The sequence below is a fragment of the Promicromonospora noduliphila genome (assembly GCF_056951025.1).
In genome coordinates this window covers 2,639,350-2,656,688 of sequence record NZ_CM167806.1, presented here as the reverse complement: position 1 = coordinate 2,656,688, position 17,339 = coordinate 2,639,350, and the positions used below count along the sequence as shown (strand labels likewise).

Annotated in this window: 15 protein-coding genes; 6 read left to right on the top strand and 9 right to left on the bottom strand. The window is 73.6% G+C overall.

Annotated features, from left to right (window positions below; all coding sequences use genetic code 11):
* Positions 1-55: 55 nt before the first annotated feature.
* On the bottom strand, positions 56-1,009 hold the full coding sequence (locus AC0QU1_RS11665; protein WP_483576542.1) for an oxidoreductase: 954 nt from the start codon (positions 1,007-1,009) through the stop codon (positions 56-58).
* Positions 1,010-1,105: 96 nt separating this feature from the next.
* Here AC0QU1_RS11665 and AC0QU1_RS11660 point away from each other — a divergent pair, with 96 nt between their 5' ends.
* Together AC0QU1_RS11660 and AC0QU1_RS11655 are read left to right on the top strand one after the other, a co-directional pair.
* Entirely contained in the window at positions 1,106-1,768 is a 663-nt protein-coding gene (locus AC0QU1_RS11660; protein WP_483576541.1) for a DNA-binding response regulator, read from the top strand.
* A 175-nt stretch (positions 1,769-1,943) separates the two neighbouring features.
* Positions 1,944-3,266 carry an enolase C-terminal domain-like protein gene (locus AC0QU1_RS11655; RefSeq protein WP_483576540.1) on the top strand — a complete coding sequence of 441 codons (1,323 nt, stop codon included), beginning with the start codon at positions 1,944-1,946 and terminating at the stop codon, positions 3,264-3,266.
* 2 nt (positions 3,267-3,268) lie between these two features.
* Here AC0QU1_RS11655 and AC0QU1_RS11650 read toward each other — a convergent pair whose 3' ends face one another.
* Positions 3,269-4,582 (bottom strand): FAD-binding oxidoreductase, encoded by a 1,314-nt coding sequence (locus AC0QU1_RS11650; RefSeq protein ID WP_483576539.1) that lies wholly within the window; start codon positions 4,580-4,582, stop codon positions 3,269-3,271.
* 141 nt (positions 4,583-4,723) lie between these two features.
* Between AC0QU1_RS11650 and AC0QU1_RS11645 the strand changes: the two genes are divergently transcribed.
* Entirely contained in the window at positions 4,724-5,236 is a 513-nt protein-coding gene (locus AC0QU1_RS11645; protein ID WP_483576538.1) for a PH domain-containing protein, read from the top strand.
* A 101-nt stretch (positions 5,237-5,337) separates the two neighbouring features.
* The gene (locus AC0QU1_RS11640) at positions 5,338-6,804 is read left to right on the top strand and encodes a PH domain-containing protein (protein ID WP_483616512.1); all 1,467 of its coding nucleotides are present in this window, start codon (positions 5,338-5,340) and stop codon (positions 6,802-6,804) included.
* 16 nt (positions 6,805-6,820) lie between these two features.
* On the opposite strand, the gene AC0QU1_RS11635 is transcribed toward AC0QU1_RS11640, so the two are convergent.
* The 7 genes from AC0QU1_RS11635 to AC0QU1_RS11605 all read right to left on the bottom strand — a co-directional run bounded on the left by AC0QU1_RS11635 (position 6,821) and on the right by AC0QU1_RS11605 (position 13,741).
* Positions 6,821-7,141 carry a DUF5808 domain-containing protein gene (locus tag AC0QU1_RS11635; protein ID WP_483576536.1) on the bottom strand — a complete coding sequence of 107 codons (321 nt, stop codon included), beginning with the start codon at positions 7,139-7,141 and terminating at the stop codon, positions 6,821-6,823.
* 86 nt (positions 7,142-7,227) lie between these two features.
* A complete protein-coding gene (locus AC0QU1_RS11630; RefSeq protein WP_483576535.1) occupies positions 7,228-8,004 on the bottom strand; it encodes an HpcH/HpaI aldolase family protein in 777 nt (258 codons plus the stop codon).
* On the bottom strand, positions 7,989-8,789 hold the full coding sequence (gene hpaH / locus AC0QU1_RS11625) for a 2-oxo-hept-4-ene-1,7-dioate hydratase (RefSeq protein WP_483576534.1): 801 nt from the start codon (positions 8,787-8,789) through the stop codon (positions 7,989-7,991). Before hpaH ends, AC0QU1_RS11630 begins: the two co-directional genes overlap by 16 nt.
* Positions 8,786-9,961, bottom strand: coding sequence for a 3,4-dihydroxyphenylacetate 2,3-dioxygenase (hpaD, locus tag AC0QU1_RS11620; RefSeq protein ID WP_483576533.1), 1,176 nt, complete (start codon positions 9,959-9,961; stop codon positions 8,786-8,788). The genes hpaH and hpaD overlap by 4 nt, the downstream gene beginning before the upstream one ends.
* Before the next feature lie 2 nt (positions 9,962-9,963).
* Positions 9,964-11,484 carry a 5-carboxymethyl-2-hydroxymuconate semialdehyde dehydrogenase gene (gene hpaE / locus AC0QU1_RS11615; protein ID WP_483576532.1) on the bottom strand — a complete coding sequence of 507 codons (1,521 nt, stop codon included), beginning with the start codon at positions 11,482-11,484 and terminating at the stop codon, positions 9,964-9,966.
* A complete protein-coding gene (locus tag AC0QU1_RS11610; protein WP_483576531.1) occupies positions 11,481-12,224 on the bottom strand; it encodes a GntR family transcriptional regulator in 744 nt (247 codons plus the stop codon). The genes hpaE and AC0QU1_RS11610 overlap by 4 nt, the downstream gene beginning before the upstream one ends.
* Complete coding sequence (locus AC0QU1_RS11605) at positions 12,221-13,741, bottom strand: fumarylacetoacetate hydrolase family protein (RefSeq protein ID WP_483576530.1); 1,521 nt, start codon at positions 13,739-13,741, stop codon at positions 12,221-12,223. Before AC0QU1_RS11605 ends, AC0QU1_RS11610 begins: the two co-directional genes overlap by 4 nt.
* Before the next feature lie 166 nt (positions 13,742-13,907).
* Here AC0QU1_RS11605 and AC0QU1_RS11600 point away from each other — a divergent pair, with 166 nt between their 5' ends.
* Both AC0QU1_RS11600 and AC0QU1_RS11595 read left to right on the top strand, forming a co-directional pair.
* Complete coding sequence (locus AC0QU1_RS11600) at positions 13,908-15,287, top strand: MFS transporter (RefSeq protein WP_483576529.1); 1,380 nt, start codon at positions 13,908-13,910, stop codon at positions 15,285-15,287.
* 40 nt (positions 15,288-15,327) lie between these two features.
* Positions 15,328-17,235: an FAD-binding monooxygenase gene (locus tag AC0QU1_RS11595; RefSeq protein WP_483576528.1), complete on the top strand. Its 1,908-nt coding sequence runs from the start codon at positions 15,328-15,330 to the stop codon at positions 17,233-17,235.
* Positions 17,236-17,339 lie beyond the last annotated feature (104 nt).

The following is a 17,339-nucleotide window of genomic DNA, read 5'->3' as shown; positions in this document are numbered from 1 at the left end:
ACAGGTTGCGGCTCGACGCCCGCGACGACGTCGAACTTGCGGTTCGGCGTTCGTCCTACGCCGGGTCCGGGACCAGGCCGTCCAGGAGCGCGAGCTCGTCGTCGGTCAGCCGGAGCGCGCCGGCGGCGATGTTCTGCTCCAGGTGCGCCAGGTTGCCCGTCCCGGGGATCGCCAGCACGTGCGGACCCCTGTGGAGGGTCCAGGCCAGCCGGACCTGGGCCGGGGTCGCGCCGTGCGCCTCGGCGACCGCAGCGACCTCCGCCTCACCCGTCCCGGCAGTACCGTCGTGCGCCGCACCGTCGTCCGCCCCGGGCCGCGGGGGCGCTCCCGCGACGGCGAAGAACGGCACGAACGCGATGCCGTGCTCGCCGCACTGCCTGAGCAGGGGGTCCGCCCCACGGTTGGTCAGGCCGTACTGGTTCTGCACGCACACCACGGGCGCGATGGTCAGGGCCTCGGTGAGCTGCTCCGGCAGGATGTTGGAGATGCCGAGGTTCCGGATCAGGCCGGCCTCGCGCAGCTCGGCGAGCGCCCCGAAGTGCTCGGCCACGGACCCGGGCTCCCGCTCGTGACCGGTGCCCCAGCGCAGGTTGACGACGTCGAGCTCGTCGCGGCCGAGCTGCCGGAGGTTCTCCTCGACCTGGCCGCGGAGCCGGTCCGGACGCGCCATCGGCTCGAACTCGCCGTCGCGCGAGCGGCTGGGCCCCACCTTGGTGGTGATCACCAGCTCGTCCGGGTAGGGCTGGAGGGCGGTGCTGATCAGCTCGTTGGACGAGCGGGTGGGCACGAAGTAGAACGCGGCCGTGTCGATGTGGTTCACGCCCAGCTCGACGGCGCGGCGCAGGACGGCGATCGCGTCGGCCCGGTCGCGCGGCCTGGTGTCCCAGGGCATGCCCATCAGCCGCATCGAGCCGAAGCCGATGCGGTTGACCGTGCGGTCGCCGAGCCGCCAGGTGCCGGCGGCGCTGGCGTTCGGGGTGTCTGTCGTGGTGTTCGTCCGAGTGGTCATACGTCCAGCCTTGCGCCAGACCGGCCCGCTCACCCGCGAATGGCAGGTTGTTGCCGAGCCTGGTGGCGCCGCGGCACGCCGGGCAGAATCGAGGGCATGCGGACCGGTGAGGCCGTCACGATCGTGCACGGCGAGCAGGAGCTGTTCGAGCGCACGGCGCACCTGTTCGCGACGGCCACGGACATCGCGTGCGCGGCCAAGGACCTGGCCACCTGGGCGGTCACCCAGGGGACGGCGGACAAGCTCGCCAGCGAGTTCCGGGCGAACCCGACGCAGGACATGCGGATCCGCAAGGTCTACCGGTCCGCGCAGCTCCTGGACCCGGTGGCCGCGCGGCGGCTGGCGAGGGACCGCGACCTGCACGGCGCGCAGATCCGCATCACCCCCGACGAGATCAACGAGACGATCATCCTCGACCGGCGGCTGGTGATCCTGGCCGGCGACCTCAGCGCCGGCCGGCGCAGCTACAGCGTGATCACCCAGCGTGAGGCGGTGCAGGGCGTGATATCGCTGTTCGAGGCGGCCTGGCGGTCGGCGACGGACCTCGACGTCTACGACACGCGCATCGCCGAGGTCCGCCAGCTCGCGCCCCGGGTGCTGGACCTGCTCAGCCAGGGCGTCAAGGACGAGACGGCGGCCCGGATGCTGGGCCTGGGCGTGCGCACCTACCGCCGCCGGGTGGCCGAGCTGATGGAGGCCCTCGGCGCCGAGTCCCGGTTCCAGGCCGGCGTCCGGGCCCGGGAGCTGGGCCTGGTCTAGCGCTGGCCCTCCCCGCACTCGCCCCGGGCGTCCGCCGGCTCCTGGCCGGGCACCACACATCCGATCATTGCGGGTCGATCGTGCGAACCATGGCCACCAGTGTCCCGAAGACGCTCCGTTGACACGCCAAGACATCCTATGTTTCGATCCTTGCGCCCTCGTCGAAGGAGACCCGTTGAGCCGCATCACCCGCGTCCAGACCCGCGACGTCCGCTTCCCGACGTCGCGCGAGCTCGACGGTTCCGACGCCATGAACCCCGACCCCGACTACTCGGCCGCCTACCTCACCCTGCACACCGACGACGCCGACGGGCTGGTCGGCGCGGCCCACGTGTTCACGATCGGGCGGGGCAACGACGTCCAGGTGGCCGCGGTGGAGCTCGTGGCGTCGACTCTGCTCGGCGCGCACGTCGAGGACCTGCTCGACGACATGGGGCGCACCTGGCGCACGCTCGTGCACGACTCCCAGCTCCGCTGGCTCGGCCCGGAGAAGGGCGTCCTGCACATGGCGATCGGCGCGGTGGTCAACGCCCTGTGGGACCTCAAGGCCAAGCGCGCGGGCCTGCCGCTGTGGCGGCTCCTGGCGTCGCTGACGCCCGAGGAGATCGTGGCCCTCGTCGACTTCCGCTACCTGACCGACGCCCTCACCCCCGACGACGCGCTCGCGATCCTCCGGGCCGCCGAGCCAGGGCGCGCGCAGCGCGAGGCGGAGCTGGTGCGCGACGGGTACCGCGCCTACACGACCACGCCGGGCTGGCTCGGCTACTCCGACGAGAAGCTCCAGCGGCTGTGCGGCGAGGCCGTCCGCAACGGCTTCGAGCAGGTCAAGCTCAAGGTGGGCGCCGACCTCGCCGACGACGTGCGGCGCCTGACGCTCGCCCGGCGGACGGTCGGCCCCGACATCCGGATAGCGGTGGACGCCAACCAGCGCTGGGACGTCGACGACGCCGTCGCCTGGATCACCGAGCTCGCCCCCTACGACCTCGCGTGGGTCGAGGAGCCGACCAGCCCCGACGACGTCCTGGCGCACGCGGAGATCGCCCGCCGCATCGCGCCGATCCCCGTGGCCACGGGCGAGCACGTGGCCAACCGGGTGGTGTTCAAGCAGCTGCTCCAGGCCGGGTCGCTGTCCGTGCTCCAGCTCGACGCCACCCGGGTCGCGGGCGTCAACGAGAACGTGGCGATCCTCCTGCTGGCGGCGAAGTTCGGCGTCCCCGTGTGCCCGCACGCCGGCGGCGTCGGGCTCAGCGAGGCCGTGCAGCACCTGTCGATGTTCGACCTGGTGGCCGTGTCCGGGACCATGGAAGGGCGCTGCATCGAGTGGGCGGACCACCTGCACGAACACTTCGTCACGCCCGCGGAGATCCGTCAGGGGCGGTACGTCGCCCCGGTCGCGCCAGGGGCCGGCATGGAGATGCTGCCCGGGTCCGTCGAGGAGTACCGGTACCCGGACGGGGTGGCGTGGCGGGTCGGCGCGGCCGAGAGCGTGCGCGGCTGAACCTACGCCGTCGGCGGGATGTTCTGGTTCAGGTGGAAGACGTTGTCGGGGTCGTAGACGGCCTTGACCGCCGCCAGCCGGGCCAGCTTCGCGGGCGGGTAGGCGCGCCGGACGCCCGCCGCGCCGTCGTCGCCGAGCACGTTGACGTAGATGCCGCTGGCGAACGGCTCCAGGAGCGCCGCGCTCGCCCGCGCGGCGGCGATCCGGGCCGGGTCCTCGGCCGGGTCGGTCCAGCCGGTGGCGACCACGTACTCGAACGTCGTGCCGCGCTGGCTGAACGCGGCGTCGTCGTCCGGCACGTCGGCGATGGCGCCGCCGTAGGCCTGGAGGCCCGCCCGCACGTCAGGGCCGTGGGCGAGCAGGGCCTCGAGCGCGGCGTCGGGCAGCTCGCGGAAGTAGTGGCCCTTCCAGTAGCGGCGCACCGCGTGGCCCTCCACGCTGTCCTCGCGACTCTGCAGGTCGAGGTAGGACAGTTCCTCGATCCGGCGGTCCACCGGATCGCCCAGCGACTCCAGCTCCCGGGCGTGCGCCCGCCCCGCGGCCGGGTCGCCCACCCACACGAAGCCGAGGGTGGCCACGCCGTCGTGCACGGAGGCCGTGTACGTGGCCTGGCGCGGGGCGACGGCGCTGAGGTCCCGCCAGCGGAAGGCTGCCGGCGCGGCCTCGGCCGCCGGGAAGTCGAGCTCGACGCTGAGCGCGCGGGTGCCGGTCTCGTGCAGCCGGAACTCGAACTCGGTCACCACGCCGAAGTTGCCGCCACCGCCGCGCAGCGCCCAGTACAGGTCGGGCCGCTCGTCGGCCGAGGCGCGGACCACCTCGCCCGCGGCGGTCACCACCTCGTAGGAGATGACGTTGTCGCAGGCCAGCCCGTACTGCCGGGCCAGCCAGCCCATCCCGCCGCCCAGCGTGAGCCCGCCGACGCCGGTGTGCGACACGTTGCCCGCCGTCGTGGCCAGGCCGTACGGCTGCGTCGCCGCGTCGAGCGCGCCCAGCAGGGCCCCGCCCTGCACCCACGCCCGCTTCCGCTCCGGGTCCACCCGGACGGCGCCCATCGGGGTCAGGTCGATCATCAGCCCGTCGTCGGGAACACCGTGCCCGACGACGCTGTGGCCGCCGCACCGGATGCCGACCTCCAGGCCGTCGCGCCGCGCCAGCGCCAGGGCCGCCACGACGTCGTCGGCCGTGCGGCACCGGGCGACCAGGGCGGGCCGGTGGTCCACCATCGCGTTCCACACCCGGCGCGCCTCGTCGAAGCCGGCGTCGCCGGGGTATCGCAGGTCGAGCTCCGACACCGCTGAGCCTTCGGTCACGTCCATGCTCTCGCTCCTGTTCGTACGGGCCTGTCGTACGGGGCCTGGTGCAGAAGAGACCGGCCGGGGCCGCCGGACTCATCGCCCGACGTCGCGCGGCCGGTCACGACGTTGCCGCCGGCCGTGCGACTTGGGACGATGGGGCCCGTGACGACCACCCAGGAGCAGGGTCCACCCTTGACGCTGCGACCCCCGCGGCACACCGTCGACCCGCGCACCGTCGGCTGGTGGACGGCGCAGCTCGCGCTGTGGACGGCGGTCCCGGTGGTGATCCTCGGCGTGCTCGGCGCGCTGATCGCCCCGGCCCGGCTGTGGCTGCTCGTGCCCGCAGGGGCCCTGGCCGCGATCGGGGTGCTGTCCGCCGCTACCCTGCCGCGGCTGTGGTTCCGGCACCACCGCTGGGAGGTCACCGAGGAGGCCGTCTACACGCGCACGGGCTGGTTCTTCCAGGAGTGGCGGGTCGCGCCGCTGTCCCGGATCCAGACCGTCGACACGGTGCGTGGGCCGCTGGAGCAGCGGTTCGGGCTGGCCACACTCACGGTGACGACGGCGTCCGCCAAGGGGGCCGTCAAGGTCGAGGGGCTCGACGCCGAGACGGCGGCCGACCTCGCCGCGGAGCTCACGGTCGCCACCCAGGCCACGCCCGAGGACGCGACCTGAGCGCCGCCGGCGACGCTCCCGCCGACAACGACACGACCTGGGAGCGCCTGGACCGCCGCGCTGCCCTGGCCGGCGGGCTCTACACCGTGGGTCCCGCGGCGATGGCGGCGCTCATCACGGGGTACTGGCTCGCCGTCGGCAGCTCGGTCGGCACGGCACTGGCCTGGGTGTTGCCGCCGCTCGTGGTCGCCGTGGCCGCGGGTGCCGCGTCCGGGGAGTGGATGTGGCGCGTCACCCGGTACCGCGTCGACGCGGAACGGTTCCACGTGCACACCGGCGTCGTCTGGCGCAAGCGCCTGGCCCTGCGCCGGGAGCGGATCCGCTCGGTGGACCTCACGGCGGACCCCGTGCTGCGGGCGCTCGGTGTGGTCACCGTGCGCGTGGGCACGGGCGAGCAGGCCGGGGCGGAGGGCACCGTCACGCTCTGGCCGCTGCGCCGCGCGTCCGCCGACGCCCTGCGCGCCACCCTGCTCGCGCACGCCGCGAGCGCCGAGAGCCCCGACGACGGCGACGGCACGCTGGTCCGGTTCGACCGCGGCTGGGTCCGGTACGCCCCGCTGTCCTTCCTCACCCCGACGCTGGGTGCCACCGCGGCGGGCGGCACGCTCCAGGTGGCCGAGTGGTTCGGGATGCAGGAACACGTGATCGACACGGTCGGGTCGTGGTTCGGCCTCGCGCCGGTGCTGCTCGTCGCGCTCGCACTGACCGCGGGCCTGTTCGTCGTCGGCGGCGTGGCCACGGTGGCGCTGTGGGTCGAGACCTGGTGGAACCACACGCTGGAGCGGCAGGCCGACGGCACGCTGCACGTGCGGCGCGGCCTGCTCACCACGCGGTCGATCTCGCTGGAGGAGTCGCGGCTGCGCGGCGTCGAGGTGGTCGAGCCGCTCGCCGCCCGCCTGGCCGGCGCGGCGCGCGTGGACGCCGTCGCGACCGGGCTCTCCACCGACGAGGAGGACAAGACGGAGAGCCGGACCCTCCTGCCTGCCGTGCCCAAGGAGCTGGCCGACCGGGTGGCGGCGGGTGTGCTCCGCGAGCCGGGCGCCCCGCCGACGGCGGCGCCGCTGCGTCCGCACCCGACGGCGGCGCGCGACCGCCGCCTCGGCTGGGCGCTCGGCACCGTGTTCGTCACCGAGGTCGTGCTGCTCGTGCTCGGCCCGCTGCTCACACCCGTGCTGCTACACGTCGCCTGGATCAGCACGCTCGTGCTCGTCCCCGTGGCGGTGCTGCTCGCGCTGGACGCCTACCGGGCGCTCGGGCACGCGATCGTCGGCCCGTACCTGGTGGCGCGCAGCGGCTCGGTGCGCCGCGCGACGGTGGCGCTCCAGCGGCGGGGCATCGTGGGCTGGACCGTGCGGCAGTCGCTGTTCCAGCGCCGGGCCGGGCTGGTCACCGTCGTCGCGACGACGGCGGCGGGCACCGGCGCCTACACCGTGCACGACGCCGCGGAGGCGGACGGTCTCGCGCTCGCGGACGCGGCCGTCCCTGGGCTGCTGCGGCCGTTCCTGGTTGGCGCCGTCGACGCGGGAGCCGGCCCGGGCGATCCGCCGGTGGCCGCGCGGGAGGCCTGACTCGCGCGGGGTCAGCTCAGATACCGAAACGCTGCCGCGCCATGGCCACGACCTTGCCCACGTTCACGGTCCAGCCGACGCCGAACACCCGCGGCCCCACGACGTGCTCGGCCTCGGGGTTCCAGAGCCGGTCGCGGGCGCGCTCCAGGGTCGGGAAGCGCAGCTCGTACGGCACCACCGAGGCGATCTTGCCGTGCCAGGTACGCTCCGCCTCCGGCGTCCGCAGCTCCTTCACCACGGCCGCGGCCGTGAGCGCGATCGTGACCAGCGTGATCAGCCTTCTCAGACCGCCGCCCTTCGACCGCCCGGCGGCGTCGCCCTGCTTCTTCCGTGTCATCTCGCCCCTCCGTGTCCCTCGGTGTCGGTGTTCCCGGTGTCGGACCCTGCGACCATCTTGCGCCATCCGTCGGTGACTGGCTCGGGTTACGTCCACCTGTCCGCCAGGGCCTCCGAGCCCCGGGCGAGCAGGGCGACGTCGGCCCCGACCAGGACGAAGGACGCCCCCGCGTCCAGGTACGCCCTGGCCATGGCCGGGTCGAAGGCGTTGACGCCGACGGGTTTGCCCGCGCCCCGCACGGCCTCGAACGTCGCGAGCACCGCCGCGACGACGTCGGGGTGCGTCTGCTCGCCGAGCACGCCCATCGAGGCCGCCAGGTCGGAGGGCCCGACGAACACGCCGTCCACCCCGTCGACGGCGGCGATCGCCGCGGCGTTCTCGACGGCGGTCGTGGACTCGACCTGCACGAACAGCGAGACGTGCCGGTCGGCGTCGGCGAGGTAGCCCTCGACGCGGTTCCAGCGCGCGCCGCGGGCCAGCGCGCTGCCCACCCCACGCACGCCGCGCGGCGGGTACCGCACCGCGCGGACGGCGGCCTCGGCCTGCTCGGCGGTGTCGACCATGGGCACCAGCACGTTCTGCGCCCCGGCGTCGAGCACCTGCTTGAGCACGACGGCGTCGTTCGCCGGGACGCGCACCACCGGCGTGACCGGGTAGGGAGCAACGGCCTGCAGGATCGCGAGGATCGACTCGAGCCCGACCGGCGAGTGCTCGCCGTCGACGAGCAGCCAGTCCAGGCCGGCACCCGCGCAGATCTCGGCGACCAGCGGGCTGCCGGAGCACACCCACATGCCCGCCAGGGGCCGGTCCGCGCCGGCGAGCCGGTCGCGGAACGTAGGCGGGAGGGTCAGACGAAGCGGCACGAGACAGTCCCCAGCTCTCGGTAGTCGGCCAGCACGGTGTCGCCGGGCTCCACCCACACGGGGCGGGTGAAGGAGCCGGCCAGCACGATCTCGCCGGGCCGCAGCGCGTCGCCGTGCTGGGCGAGCTTGTTCGCGAGCCAGGCGACGCCGGCGGCGGGGTGGCCGAGGACGGCGGCGGCGACGCCCGACTCCTCGATGGTCTCGTTGCGGTGCAGCAGCGCCGAGACCCAGCGCAGGTCCACCTGGTCCGGCGCGACCGGCCGCCCGCCGTGGACCATGCCGCCCATCGCGGCGTTGTCGCTGATGGTGTCCACGATGGTGCGCCCGGTCAGCTCGATGCGCGAGGACAGGATCTCCAGGGCCGGCACCACGTACTCGGTCGCCCGCAGCACGTCGAACACGGTGGCGTCCGGGCCCGTCAGGCCGTCCCGCAGCACGAAGGCCAGCTCGACCTCGATCCGCACGTTGGAGAACCGGCCGTGCTCGACGACCGAGCCGTTCTCGAACACCATGTCGGCGAAGATCGCGCCGTAGTCCGGCTCGGTGATGCCCGTGGCGGCCTGCATGACCTTCGAGGTGAGCCCGATCTTGCGGCCCACCGGACGGCGTCCGGCCTCGATGCCGCGCCGGCGCCACGTGTTCTGCACCGCGTAGGAGTCCTCGACCGTCATGCCGGGGTACCGCGCGGTCAGCAGCGGCACCGTCGTGCGCTCGGCCTCGGCACGGGCAAGCTCGTCGGCGATCGTGGTGACCGTGGCGTCGTCCAGCACCCGCTGCCCCGTCATAGCTGGTGCCCCAGCTTGTACTCGCCCTGCTTCCAGGACGGCAGGACGTCGTCCTCGGACCCCACCGAACCGGCCGCGCGGGCGGCGTCCTCCGGCCGCGTGTAGGAGAACCCGTCCGCCCCGATGGTCACGGCCATCTCGGAGGTGTCCGTGCGCGCGACGACGGGCTGCGGGTTGCCGTCGAGGTCGAGCACCGGCGAGGCCTCGGTGTACCAGGACGGCACCACGGGGTTGCCCCACCAGTCGCGGCGCTGGTTGTCGTGCACGTCCCAGGTCACCACGGGGTTGTCCGGGTCACCCGTCCAGTAGTCCTGTGTGTAGATCTCCACGCGGTGCCCGTCCGGGTCGCGCAGGTACAGGTAGAAGGCGTTGGACACGCCGTGCCGCCCCGGGCCGCGCTCGATGCGGTCGCTCAGCCGCAGCGCGCCGAGCTTGTCGCAGATCGCGATGATGTTGTGCTTCTCGTGCGTCGCGAACGCGACGTGGTGCATGCGCGGGCCGTCGCCGCCGGTCAGCGCCGTGTCGTGCACCGTGGGCTTGCGGCGCATCCACGCGGCGTAGGTGGTGCCCTCGGCGTCCTGGATGTCCTCGGTGACGCGGAAGCCGAGGTCCTCCAGGTACCGCACGGCGCGCGGCACGTCGGGCGTGACCTGGTTGAAGTGGTCCAGCCGCACCAGGGCGCCCGGGGTGTGCAGGTCGTACCGCCACGCCAGGCGCTCGACGTGCTCGACGTCGTAGAAGAACTCGTAGGGGAAGCCGAGCGGGTCCGTCACGCGCACCGAGTCGCCGACGCCCCGGGTGAAGCCCTCCGCGCGCCGCTCCACCCGGCAGCCCAGCTCGGTGTAGAACGCGACGGCCCGGTCAAGCTCGTGTGGGCTGCGCACCCGGTAGGAGAAGGCGGCCACTGCCGCCGTCGGACCCTTGCGCAGCACCAGGTTGTGGTGGATGAACTCCTCCAGCGTGCGCAGGTAGACCGCGTCCTCGTCCTCCTCGGTGACCACCAGGCCCAGCACGTCCACGTAGAAGCTGCGGGAGGCGGCCAGGTCGGTGACCACCAGCTCCATGGCGGCGCACCGCACGATGTCCGGCGGCGGCGCCAGGGGCGTGGGGATCGGGTCGACGGCGGTGATCGGCGAGGCACCGGTCACCACGGGCTCGGTCAGGTCGGTCATCGTCAGGCTCCCTTGCCGAACGTCGGGTTGTGGACCTTGCCCAGCGTGATGTGCACCGCCTGCTGGTCCGTGTAGAAGTCGATGGAGCGGTACCCGCCCTCGTGCCCCAGGCCGGAGGCCTTGACCCCGCCGAACGGTGTGCGCAGGTCGCGCACGTTGTTCGAGTTGAGCCAGACCATGCCCGCCTCCACCGCCTGGGCGAAGGTGTGCGCGCGCTGGAGGTCGTTGGTCCACACGTAGGCGGCCAGCCCGTACCTCACGCCGTTGGCCAGGGCGAGCGCCTCCTCCTCGGTGTCGAACGGCGTGATGGCCACGACCGGGCCGAAGATCTCCTCCTGGAAGATCCGGGCCGACGGCGGCACGTCGGCGAACACCGTGGGCGCCACGTAGTTGCCGGTCTCGAAGCCCTCGGGTCGCCCGCCGCCCGCCACCAGGCGGCCCTCGGTCTTGCCGAGCTCGACGTAGGACATGACCTTGTCGTAGTGCTCGGGATGCACCAGCGCGCCGACCTCGGTGGCCGGGTCGCCCGGGTGGCCCACCACCACGCGCGCGGCCTGGGCTGCGTACCGCTCCACGAACTCGTCGTAGACGGCCCGCTCCACGAGGATGCGGCTCCCGGCGGTGCAGCGCTCGCCGTTGAGCGAGAAGACGCCGAAGATCGTCGCGTCGATCGCGGCGTCCAGGTCGGCGTCGGCGAAGACGATGGCCGGCGACTTGCCGCCCAGCTCCATCGACAGGCCCTTGAGGTGCGGCGCGGCGTTGGCGAAGATGAGCTGCCCCGTGCGGCTCTCCCCCGTGAACGAGATCAGCGGCACGTCCGGATGCTTGACGAGCGCGTCGCCCGCCTCCTCGCCCAGGCCGTTGACCAGGTTGAACACACCCTCGGGCAGCCCGGCCTCCGCGAAGATGCCCGCCCACAACGACGCCGACAGCGGCGTGAACTCGGCGGGCTTGAGCACCACGGTGTTGCCGGTGGCCAGGGCCGGGCCCAGCTTCCAGGACTCCAGCATGAACGGCGTGTTCCACGGCGTGATCAGGCCCGCGACCCCGATCGGCTTGCGGTTGACGTAGTTGAGCTGGCGGCCGGGTACCTTGAACGCGTCGTCCGACTGGGCCACGACCAGGTCGGCGAAGAACCGGAAGTTCTCCGCCGCCCGGCGCGCCTGGCCCAGCGCCTGCGTGATCGGCAGTCCGGAGTCGAAGCTCTCCAGCTCGGCCAGCCGCGCGTCGCGCGACTCGACGATGTCCGCGATCCGGTGCAGGACCCGCGAGCGCTCGCGCGGCAGCAGCCTGGGCCACGGCCCGTTCGTGAACGCCTCGCGTGCGGCGGCCACGGCGCGGTCGACGTCGGCCGCCCTGCCGGCGGCGGCGCGGGCGTAGACCTCGTTGGTCACCGGGTCGAGCACGTCGAACGTGCCGCCGTCGGCCGAGTCGACGAACGCGCCGCCGATGTAGTGCTGGATACGGTCGGGCAGGTCGGCGGGCGCCTGCGGGGCCGGGCGGTCGGTCACGGGGTTCGTCACTGTGTCTCCGTGGGTCGAGGGTGGGGCGACGCGGCTCGGGCGTCCAGGAAGGCCTGCATGGTCGCCCAGCGGTGGTCGCGGGCGGCGATCTCGATCTCCAGGGGGTCGGCCTTGCGGGCGATCAGGTCGAGGATGTGGTCGTGCTCGGCCACCGAGTCGTGGGCGCGGCCGGGCACGAACGCGAAGGTGGAGTCGCGCAGCCCGGAGAGCTGGGCCCAGCCGCGGTGCACCATGTCGAGCAGCAGCCCGTTGGGGCACGACTCGAAGAGCACCGAGTGGAACCGCTGGTTCAGCGCCGTGAACGCGTGCGGGTCGAAGTGGTCCAGCAGGGCGCGCAGGTGGTCGTTCACCTCGGCGGCCCGCGCGAGGTCCGCGTCGGAGATGGCGGGCGCCGAGAGCCCGGTCGCCGCCCCCTCGACCACGCCGAGGGCCTGCATGGCGTCGACGTAGCCGTGCTCGTCGATCATCGCGACCCGCGCGCCGACGTTGCGCTCGTAGGTGACCAGCCCTTCGGCCTCGAGCCGCCGGATCGCCTCGCGCACAGGCACGACGCTCATCTCCAGCTCGTCCGCGATGCTCTGCAGCACGAGCCGGTAGCCGGGGCTCAGCTCGCGCCGCGCGATGCGGTCCCGCAGGAACCGGTAGGCGACCTGGGACTTGCCGATCGCGCCGGCGAACGCGGCCTCCACGGCTGACGGCGCGCCCGCAGCCGCCCCCGCCGTCGTCCCCCCGGCCGTCATCGGCCCTCCCGCGACGCCTCGTACCGCGCCCGCCACTGCGCGTCCGGCGGGAACAGCCCCTCGACCGGGTGGCCGGCCGCGACCTGCCGCGCCACCCAGGCGTCCTGCTCCTCCTGGGCGAGGGTCGCCTCGGCCACCTCGTGCGCCAGGTGCGGCGGGATCACGACGACGCCGTCCGCATCCCCCACCACGACGTCGCCCGGCAGCACGGTCGCTCCCCCGCAGGCCACGGCGACGTCGGTGTCCCACGGCACGTGCCGGCGGCCGAGCACCGCCGGGTGGGCGCCCCGGGAGAACACGGGCAGGCCCGTGGCCGCGACGGCCTCGACGTCGCGCACGCCGCCGTCGGTCACCACGCCCGCGGCGCCGCGCACCTGCGCGCGCAGCGCGAGGATGTCACCGAGGGTGGCCGAGCCGGTCTCGCCGCGCGCCTCGATGACGATCACCTCGCCCGCGCCGACCGTGTCGAAGGCGCGCTTCTGCGCGTTGTAGCCGCCGCCGTGGGCCGCGAACAGGTCCTCGCGGTTCGGCACGAACCGCAGCGTCCGCGCGCGACCCACGAGCCGCGCGCCCGGCGTCACGGGCCGCACGCCCTCGATGATCACGTTGTCCAGGCCGCGCTTGCGGAGCTGGGCCGAGAGCCCCGCGACGGGTGCGCGCCGCAGCAGGTCGGCGAGCTCGTCGGTGAGCACGAACAGCTCGGGTTCGGCGGGTGCGAACGGCTCGGGCGCGAGCCCGGCGGCCGCGCGGCTCCCCCACGCCTCGGCGCGCTGCGTGTCGTCGACCTTCGGCCCCGCGCCGACGTCGCCGAACGGCACCTCGCCCTGCACCACGGTGGTCACCAGGCGGCCCGACGTCGGCGTGCCCGGCGCCGTCGGCGCGTCCACCTCGACCTCGACCACGTCGCCGGGGGCCACCACGCTCGACCCGGCGGGCGTGCCCGTGAGGATCACGTCGCCCCGCTCCAGGGTGAGGTGCTGGGACAGGTCGGCCACGAGCTGCGCGAACGGGAACAGCAGCGCTGCCTCGTCGGTCGTGTCCTCCTGCACCAGCTCGCCGTTGACCCAGGTACGCACCCGCAGGCCCGCCGGGTCGACCGCCCGGGCGTCCAGCAGCGCGGGGCCGATCGGCGTGTAGCCGTCGCGGCCCTTTGAGCGCACGTTCGAGCCCTTGTCGGCCCAGCGCAGGTCGTAGACGCCGAGGTCGTTCGCTGCGGTGACGGCGGCGACGTGGTCCCACGCCTCTGCGACCGGCACGTGCCGCGCGGGCTCGCCGATGACCAGCGCGATCTCGCCCTCGAAGGCCAGCAGCTCGGTACCGGCCGGGCGCTCGGCCACGCCCCCGGTCGCGGCCAGCGAGCTGGCCGGCTTGAGGAAGTACGACGGCGCCTCGGGCCGCCGTCCGCGCTGCTCGGCACGCGAGACGTACGCGAGGTGGACGGCGACGATCTTCCCCGGCCGCACCAGCAGTGGCGCGGGCGGCGCCGGTGTGGTCGGGGCGTGCGCTTCGGTACCCATGAGCTCCCTTGCCCGTCGTGGCCCGTCGGCCTGTCCGCCCGGAGGTCCCGTTGACTTCGAGTCCCGACGGCCTCTGGTATTTCGTATCTCAGATCGTATATGGTCGGGGAAAGTGCGGCAACGCGGCCGGCCGAACGGCAGGCCCGGATGACGAAGGAGTCATGCGATGTCACGTCTCACCCCCGATGAGCCGACGGCGGCCCGTGCCTCCTCGCCCCGCGAGCGCCGCCGCGTCGTCCTCGCCACCGTGGTCGGCACGACCGTCGAGTGGTACGACTTCTTCATCTATGCCTCCGCGGCGGGCCTCGTCTTCGGCCGGCTCTTCTTCGAGCCCGCCGGCCCGAGCCTCGGCACGCTCCTGGCCTTCGGCTCCGTCGGCGTCAGCTTCCTGTTCCGCCCGCTGGGCGCCTTCGTCGCCGGGCACCTCGGCGACAAGTACGGGCGGCGCGTGGTGCTCGTGCTGACCCTGCTGCTCATGGGGGTGGCGACGGCGCTCATCGGCGTGCTGCCGACGTACGCCCAGATCGGGGTGGCCGCCCCGGTCCTGCTGGTGCTGCTGCGGATCCTGCAGGGCATCTCGGCGGGCGGCGAGTGGGGCGGGGCCGTCCTCATGTCCTGCGAGCACGCGCCCGTGCGCCGCCGCGGCCTGTTCGGCGCGGCGCCCCAGCTCGGCGTCCCGCTCGGCCTGCTGCTCGCGTCCGGCGTGCTGGCGACCATGAACGCCGTGGCGCCCGGCGAGACGTTCTTCACCTGGGGGTGGCGCGTCCCGTTCCTGCTGAGCGTCGTGCTCATCGGCATCGGGTACTGGGTGCGGCGCAGCGTCGAGGAGAGCCCGGTGTTCGTCGAGATCGCGCAGCGCGCCGAAACCACCCGCCAGCCGCTGGTCCGGCTCTTCCGGAGGCACACGCCGCTGGTGATCGTGGCCGCCCTGGTGTTCGCGGGCAACAACGCGGTGGGCTACATGACCACGGGCGGCTACATCCAGGGCTACGCGTCCGACCCGGCCGGCCCCGTCGCGCTCGACCGCGGGCCGGTCCTGTGGGCGGTGACCATCTCCGCCGTCGTCTGGCTCGGCTCGACCTGGTTCGCCGGCGCCCTGTCCGATCGCCTCGGCCGCCGCACCACGTACGCTATCGGCTTCGTGGTGCTGCTTGCCGGCGTGCTCGCGCTGTTCCCGCTGGTCAACGCCGCGACCTTCGGCTCGCTGGTGCTCGGCCTCGCTTTCCTGTCGGTCGGCCTCGGGCTCACCTACGGGCCGCAGGCGGCCCTCTACGCCGAGCTGTTCCCCGCGTCGATCCGGTTCTCCGGCGTCTCGATCTCGTACGCGATCGGGTCGATCCTCGGCGGCGCGTTCGCGCCCACCATCGCCACGGCGCTGGTCCAGGCCACCGGCACGACGACGTCGGTGACCCTCTATCTCGCGGGCATGGCCGTGGTCGGGCTCGCCGCGACGCTCGTCCTGCGCGACCGTACTGGTATCCCGCTCGGCCCGGACCACGAGGAGCAGCAGGCCGTCAGCCCCGTCTACGGGCTGGCCAGGGCCTGAGGGTCCGCACCGGACGGGCACGAGCAGAACGAGGAGAACCATGCAGTTCCACCACCACGGCTACGTGTCCGGCGACCCGCGCGTCCGGCCGGCCGAGGGCTACGGCCTGGTGCGGCCGGCCGAGCTGCCGGACGAGGTCGACGTGCTGATCGTGGGCAGCGGCCCCGCAGGGATGATCGCGGCCGCCCAGCTCGCACAGTTCCCGGAGATCCGCGCGCACGTCGTCGAGCGGCGGCCCGGGCGCCTGGAGATGGGGCAGGCCGACGGCATCCAGGCGCGCAGCGTCGAGACGTTCCAGGCGTTCGGGTTCGCCGAGCGGATCACCGCGGAGGCGTACCGGATCACCGAGATGGCGTTCTGGAAGCCCGACCCCGAGAACCCGAGCCACATCGTGCGGGGCGCCGTCCCGCCCGACGACGCCGACGGGATCAGCGAGTTCCCGCACCTGATCGTCAACCAGGCGCGCGTGCTCGACTACTTCGCCGAGGTGGCGGCGAACGCGCCCGCCCGAATCACCCCCGACTACGGTCTGGAGGTCGTCGGCCTCACCGTCGCCGAGCCGGGCACCCCGGAGCACGACGACCACCCGGTCACCGTGACCGTGCTGCACACGGCCGGCCCCCACGCGGGCACCCACCGGACGGTACGCGCCCGGTACGTCGTCGGCTGCGACGGCGCGCACAGCGTGGTGCGCGAGGCGATCGGCCGCAAGGCCGTCGGCGACAAGGCCAACCACGCCTGGGGCGTGATGGACGTGCTCGCCGTGAGCGACTTCCCCGACGTGCGCACCAAGTGCGCCATCCAGTCGCACGACGGCGGGTCCATCCTGCTCATCCCGCGCGAGGGCGGCTTCCTGGCCCGCTGGTACGTGGACCTCGGCGAGGTGCCGCCCGGCGGCAGCGCCCGCGTCCGCGCGACGGGACTGGACGAGATCATCGCCCGGGCCAACCGGATCCTGCACCCCTACACGCTCGACGTGAAGGACGTGCCCTGGCACAGCGTGTACGAGGTGGGCCACCGCGTCACCGACGGGTTCGACGACGTGCCCGACGCGCTCACCGGCACCCGCACGCCCCGGGTATTCCTCACCGGCGACGCCAGCCACACGCACAGCGCGAAGGCCGGGCAGGGCATGAACGTGTCGATGCAGGACGGCTGGAACATCGCCTGGAAGCTCGCGCACGTGCTCACCGGCCGGGCGCCGGAGTCCCTGCTGGCCACCTACTCGGCCGAGCGGCGGGTCGTGGCCCAGGACCTCATCGACTTCGACCGCGAGTGGTCGCGCCTCATGGCCACGCCCCCGGAGAACCTGCCCGACCCGACCTACCTCGAGGACTTCTACGTCAAGACGGCGGAGTTCCCGTGCGGGTTCATGACGCAGTACCAGCCGTCCATGATCGTGTCCGACGCCGCGCACCAGGCGCTCGCCACGGGCTTCCCGGTCGGCAAGCGGTTCAAGTCCGCGCCGGTCGAGCGCGTGGCCGAGGGCAACCCGGCCCACCTGGGGCACCACGCCCGCGCCGACGGGCGGTGGCGCGTCTACGCGTTCGCCGACGCCGCCGCGCCCGCCGAACCCTCGGCGCTGCGCGACTGGGCCGAGTGGCTGGGCACCGCTGCCGACTCGCCGCTGCTGCGGTACACCCCGCCGGGCGGCGAGCCGGACGCCGTGCTCGACGTCAAGGTGGTCTACCAGCAGGACCACTTCGCCGTGGAGTTCGCCGACGTGCCCGACGTGTTCAAGCCGCGGGTCGGCCCGTTCGGGCTGATCGACTACGAGAAGGTGTACGCCACCGACCCGGCCCACGACATCTTCGAGCTGCGCGGCATCGACCGCGGCGGCGCGGTCGTCGTCGTCCGGCCGGACCAGTACGTGGCCGCCGTGCTCCCCCTGACCGCGCGGGACGAGCTGGCCGCCTTCTTCGCCGGAGCCCTCCTCCCCCGAGCCTGACGGATATAGTCAGGGAGTCGGGCGGACGGCGCGCCGCCTGCGCTCGAAAAAGGGGCGCGCGACGGGCCAGGAGCCTGACCCGCACGGGACACATACGGACCGCA

Coding starts and splice junctions, on each gene's coding strand:
- AC0QU1_RS11665 (WP_483576542.1), bottom strand. CDS start 1,009: ATGACCACTCGGACGAACACCACGACAGACACCCCGAACGCCAGCGCC.
- AC0QU1_RS11660 (WP_483576541.1), top strand. CDS start 1,106: ATGCGGACCGGTGAGGCCGTCACGATCGTGCACGGCGAGCAGGAGCTG.
- AC0QU1_RS11650 (WP_483576539.1), bottom strand. CDS start 4,582: ATGGACGTGACCGAAGGCTCAGCGGTGTCGGAGCTCGACCTGCGATAC.
- AC0QU1_RS11640 (WP_483616512.1), top strand. CDS start 5,338: ATGGCGGCGCTCATCACGGGGTACTGGCTCGCCGTCGGCAGCTCGGTC.
- AC0QU1_RS11635 (WP_483576536.1), bottom strand. CDS start 7,141: ATGACACGGAAGAAGCAGGGCGACGCCGCCGGGCGGTCGAAGGGCGGC.
- hpaH (WP_483576534.1), bottom strand. CDS start 8,789: ATGACGGGGCAGCGGGTGCTGGACGACGCCACGGTCACCACGATCGCC.
- hpaD (WP_483576533.1), bottom strand. CDS start 9,961: ATGACCGACCTGACCGAGCCCGTGGTGACCGGTGCCTCGCCGATCACC.
- AC0QU1_RS11610 (WP_483576531.1), bottom strand. CDS start 12,224: ATGACGGCCGGGGGGACGACGGCGGGGGCGGCTGCGGGCGCGCCGTCA.
- AC0QU1_RS11605 (WP_483576530.1), bottom strand. CDS start 13,741: ATGGGTACCGAAGCGCACGCCCCGACCACACCGGCGCCGCCCGCGCCA.
- AC0QU1_RS11600 (WP_483576529.1), top strand. CDS start 13,908: ATGTCACGTCTCACCCCCGATGAGCCGACGGCGGCCCGTGCCTCCTCG.
- AC0QU1_RS11595 (WP_483576528.1), top strand. CDS start 15,328: ATGCAGTTCCACCACCACGGCTACGTGTCCGGCGACCCGCGCGTCCGG.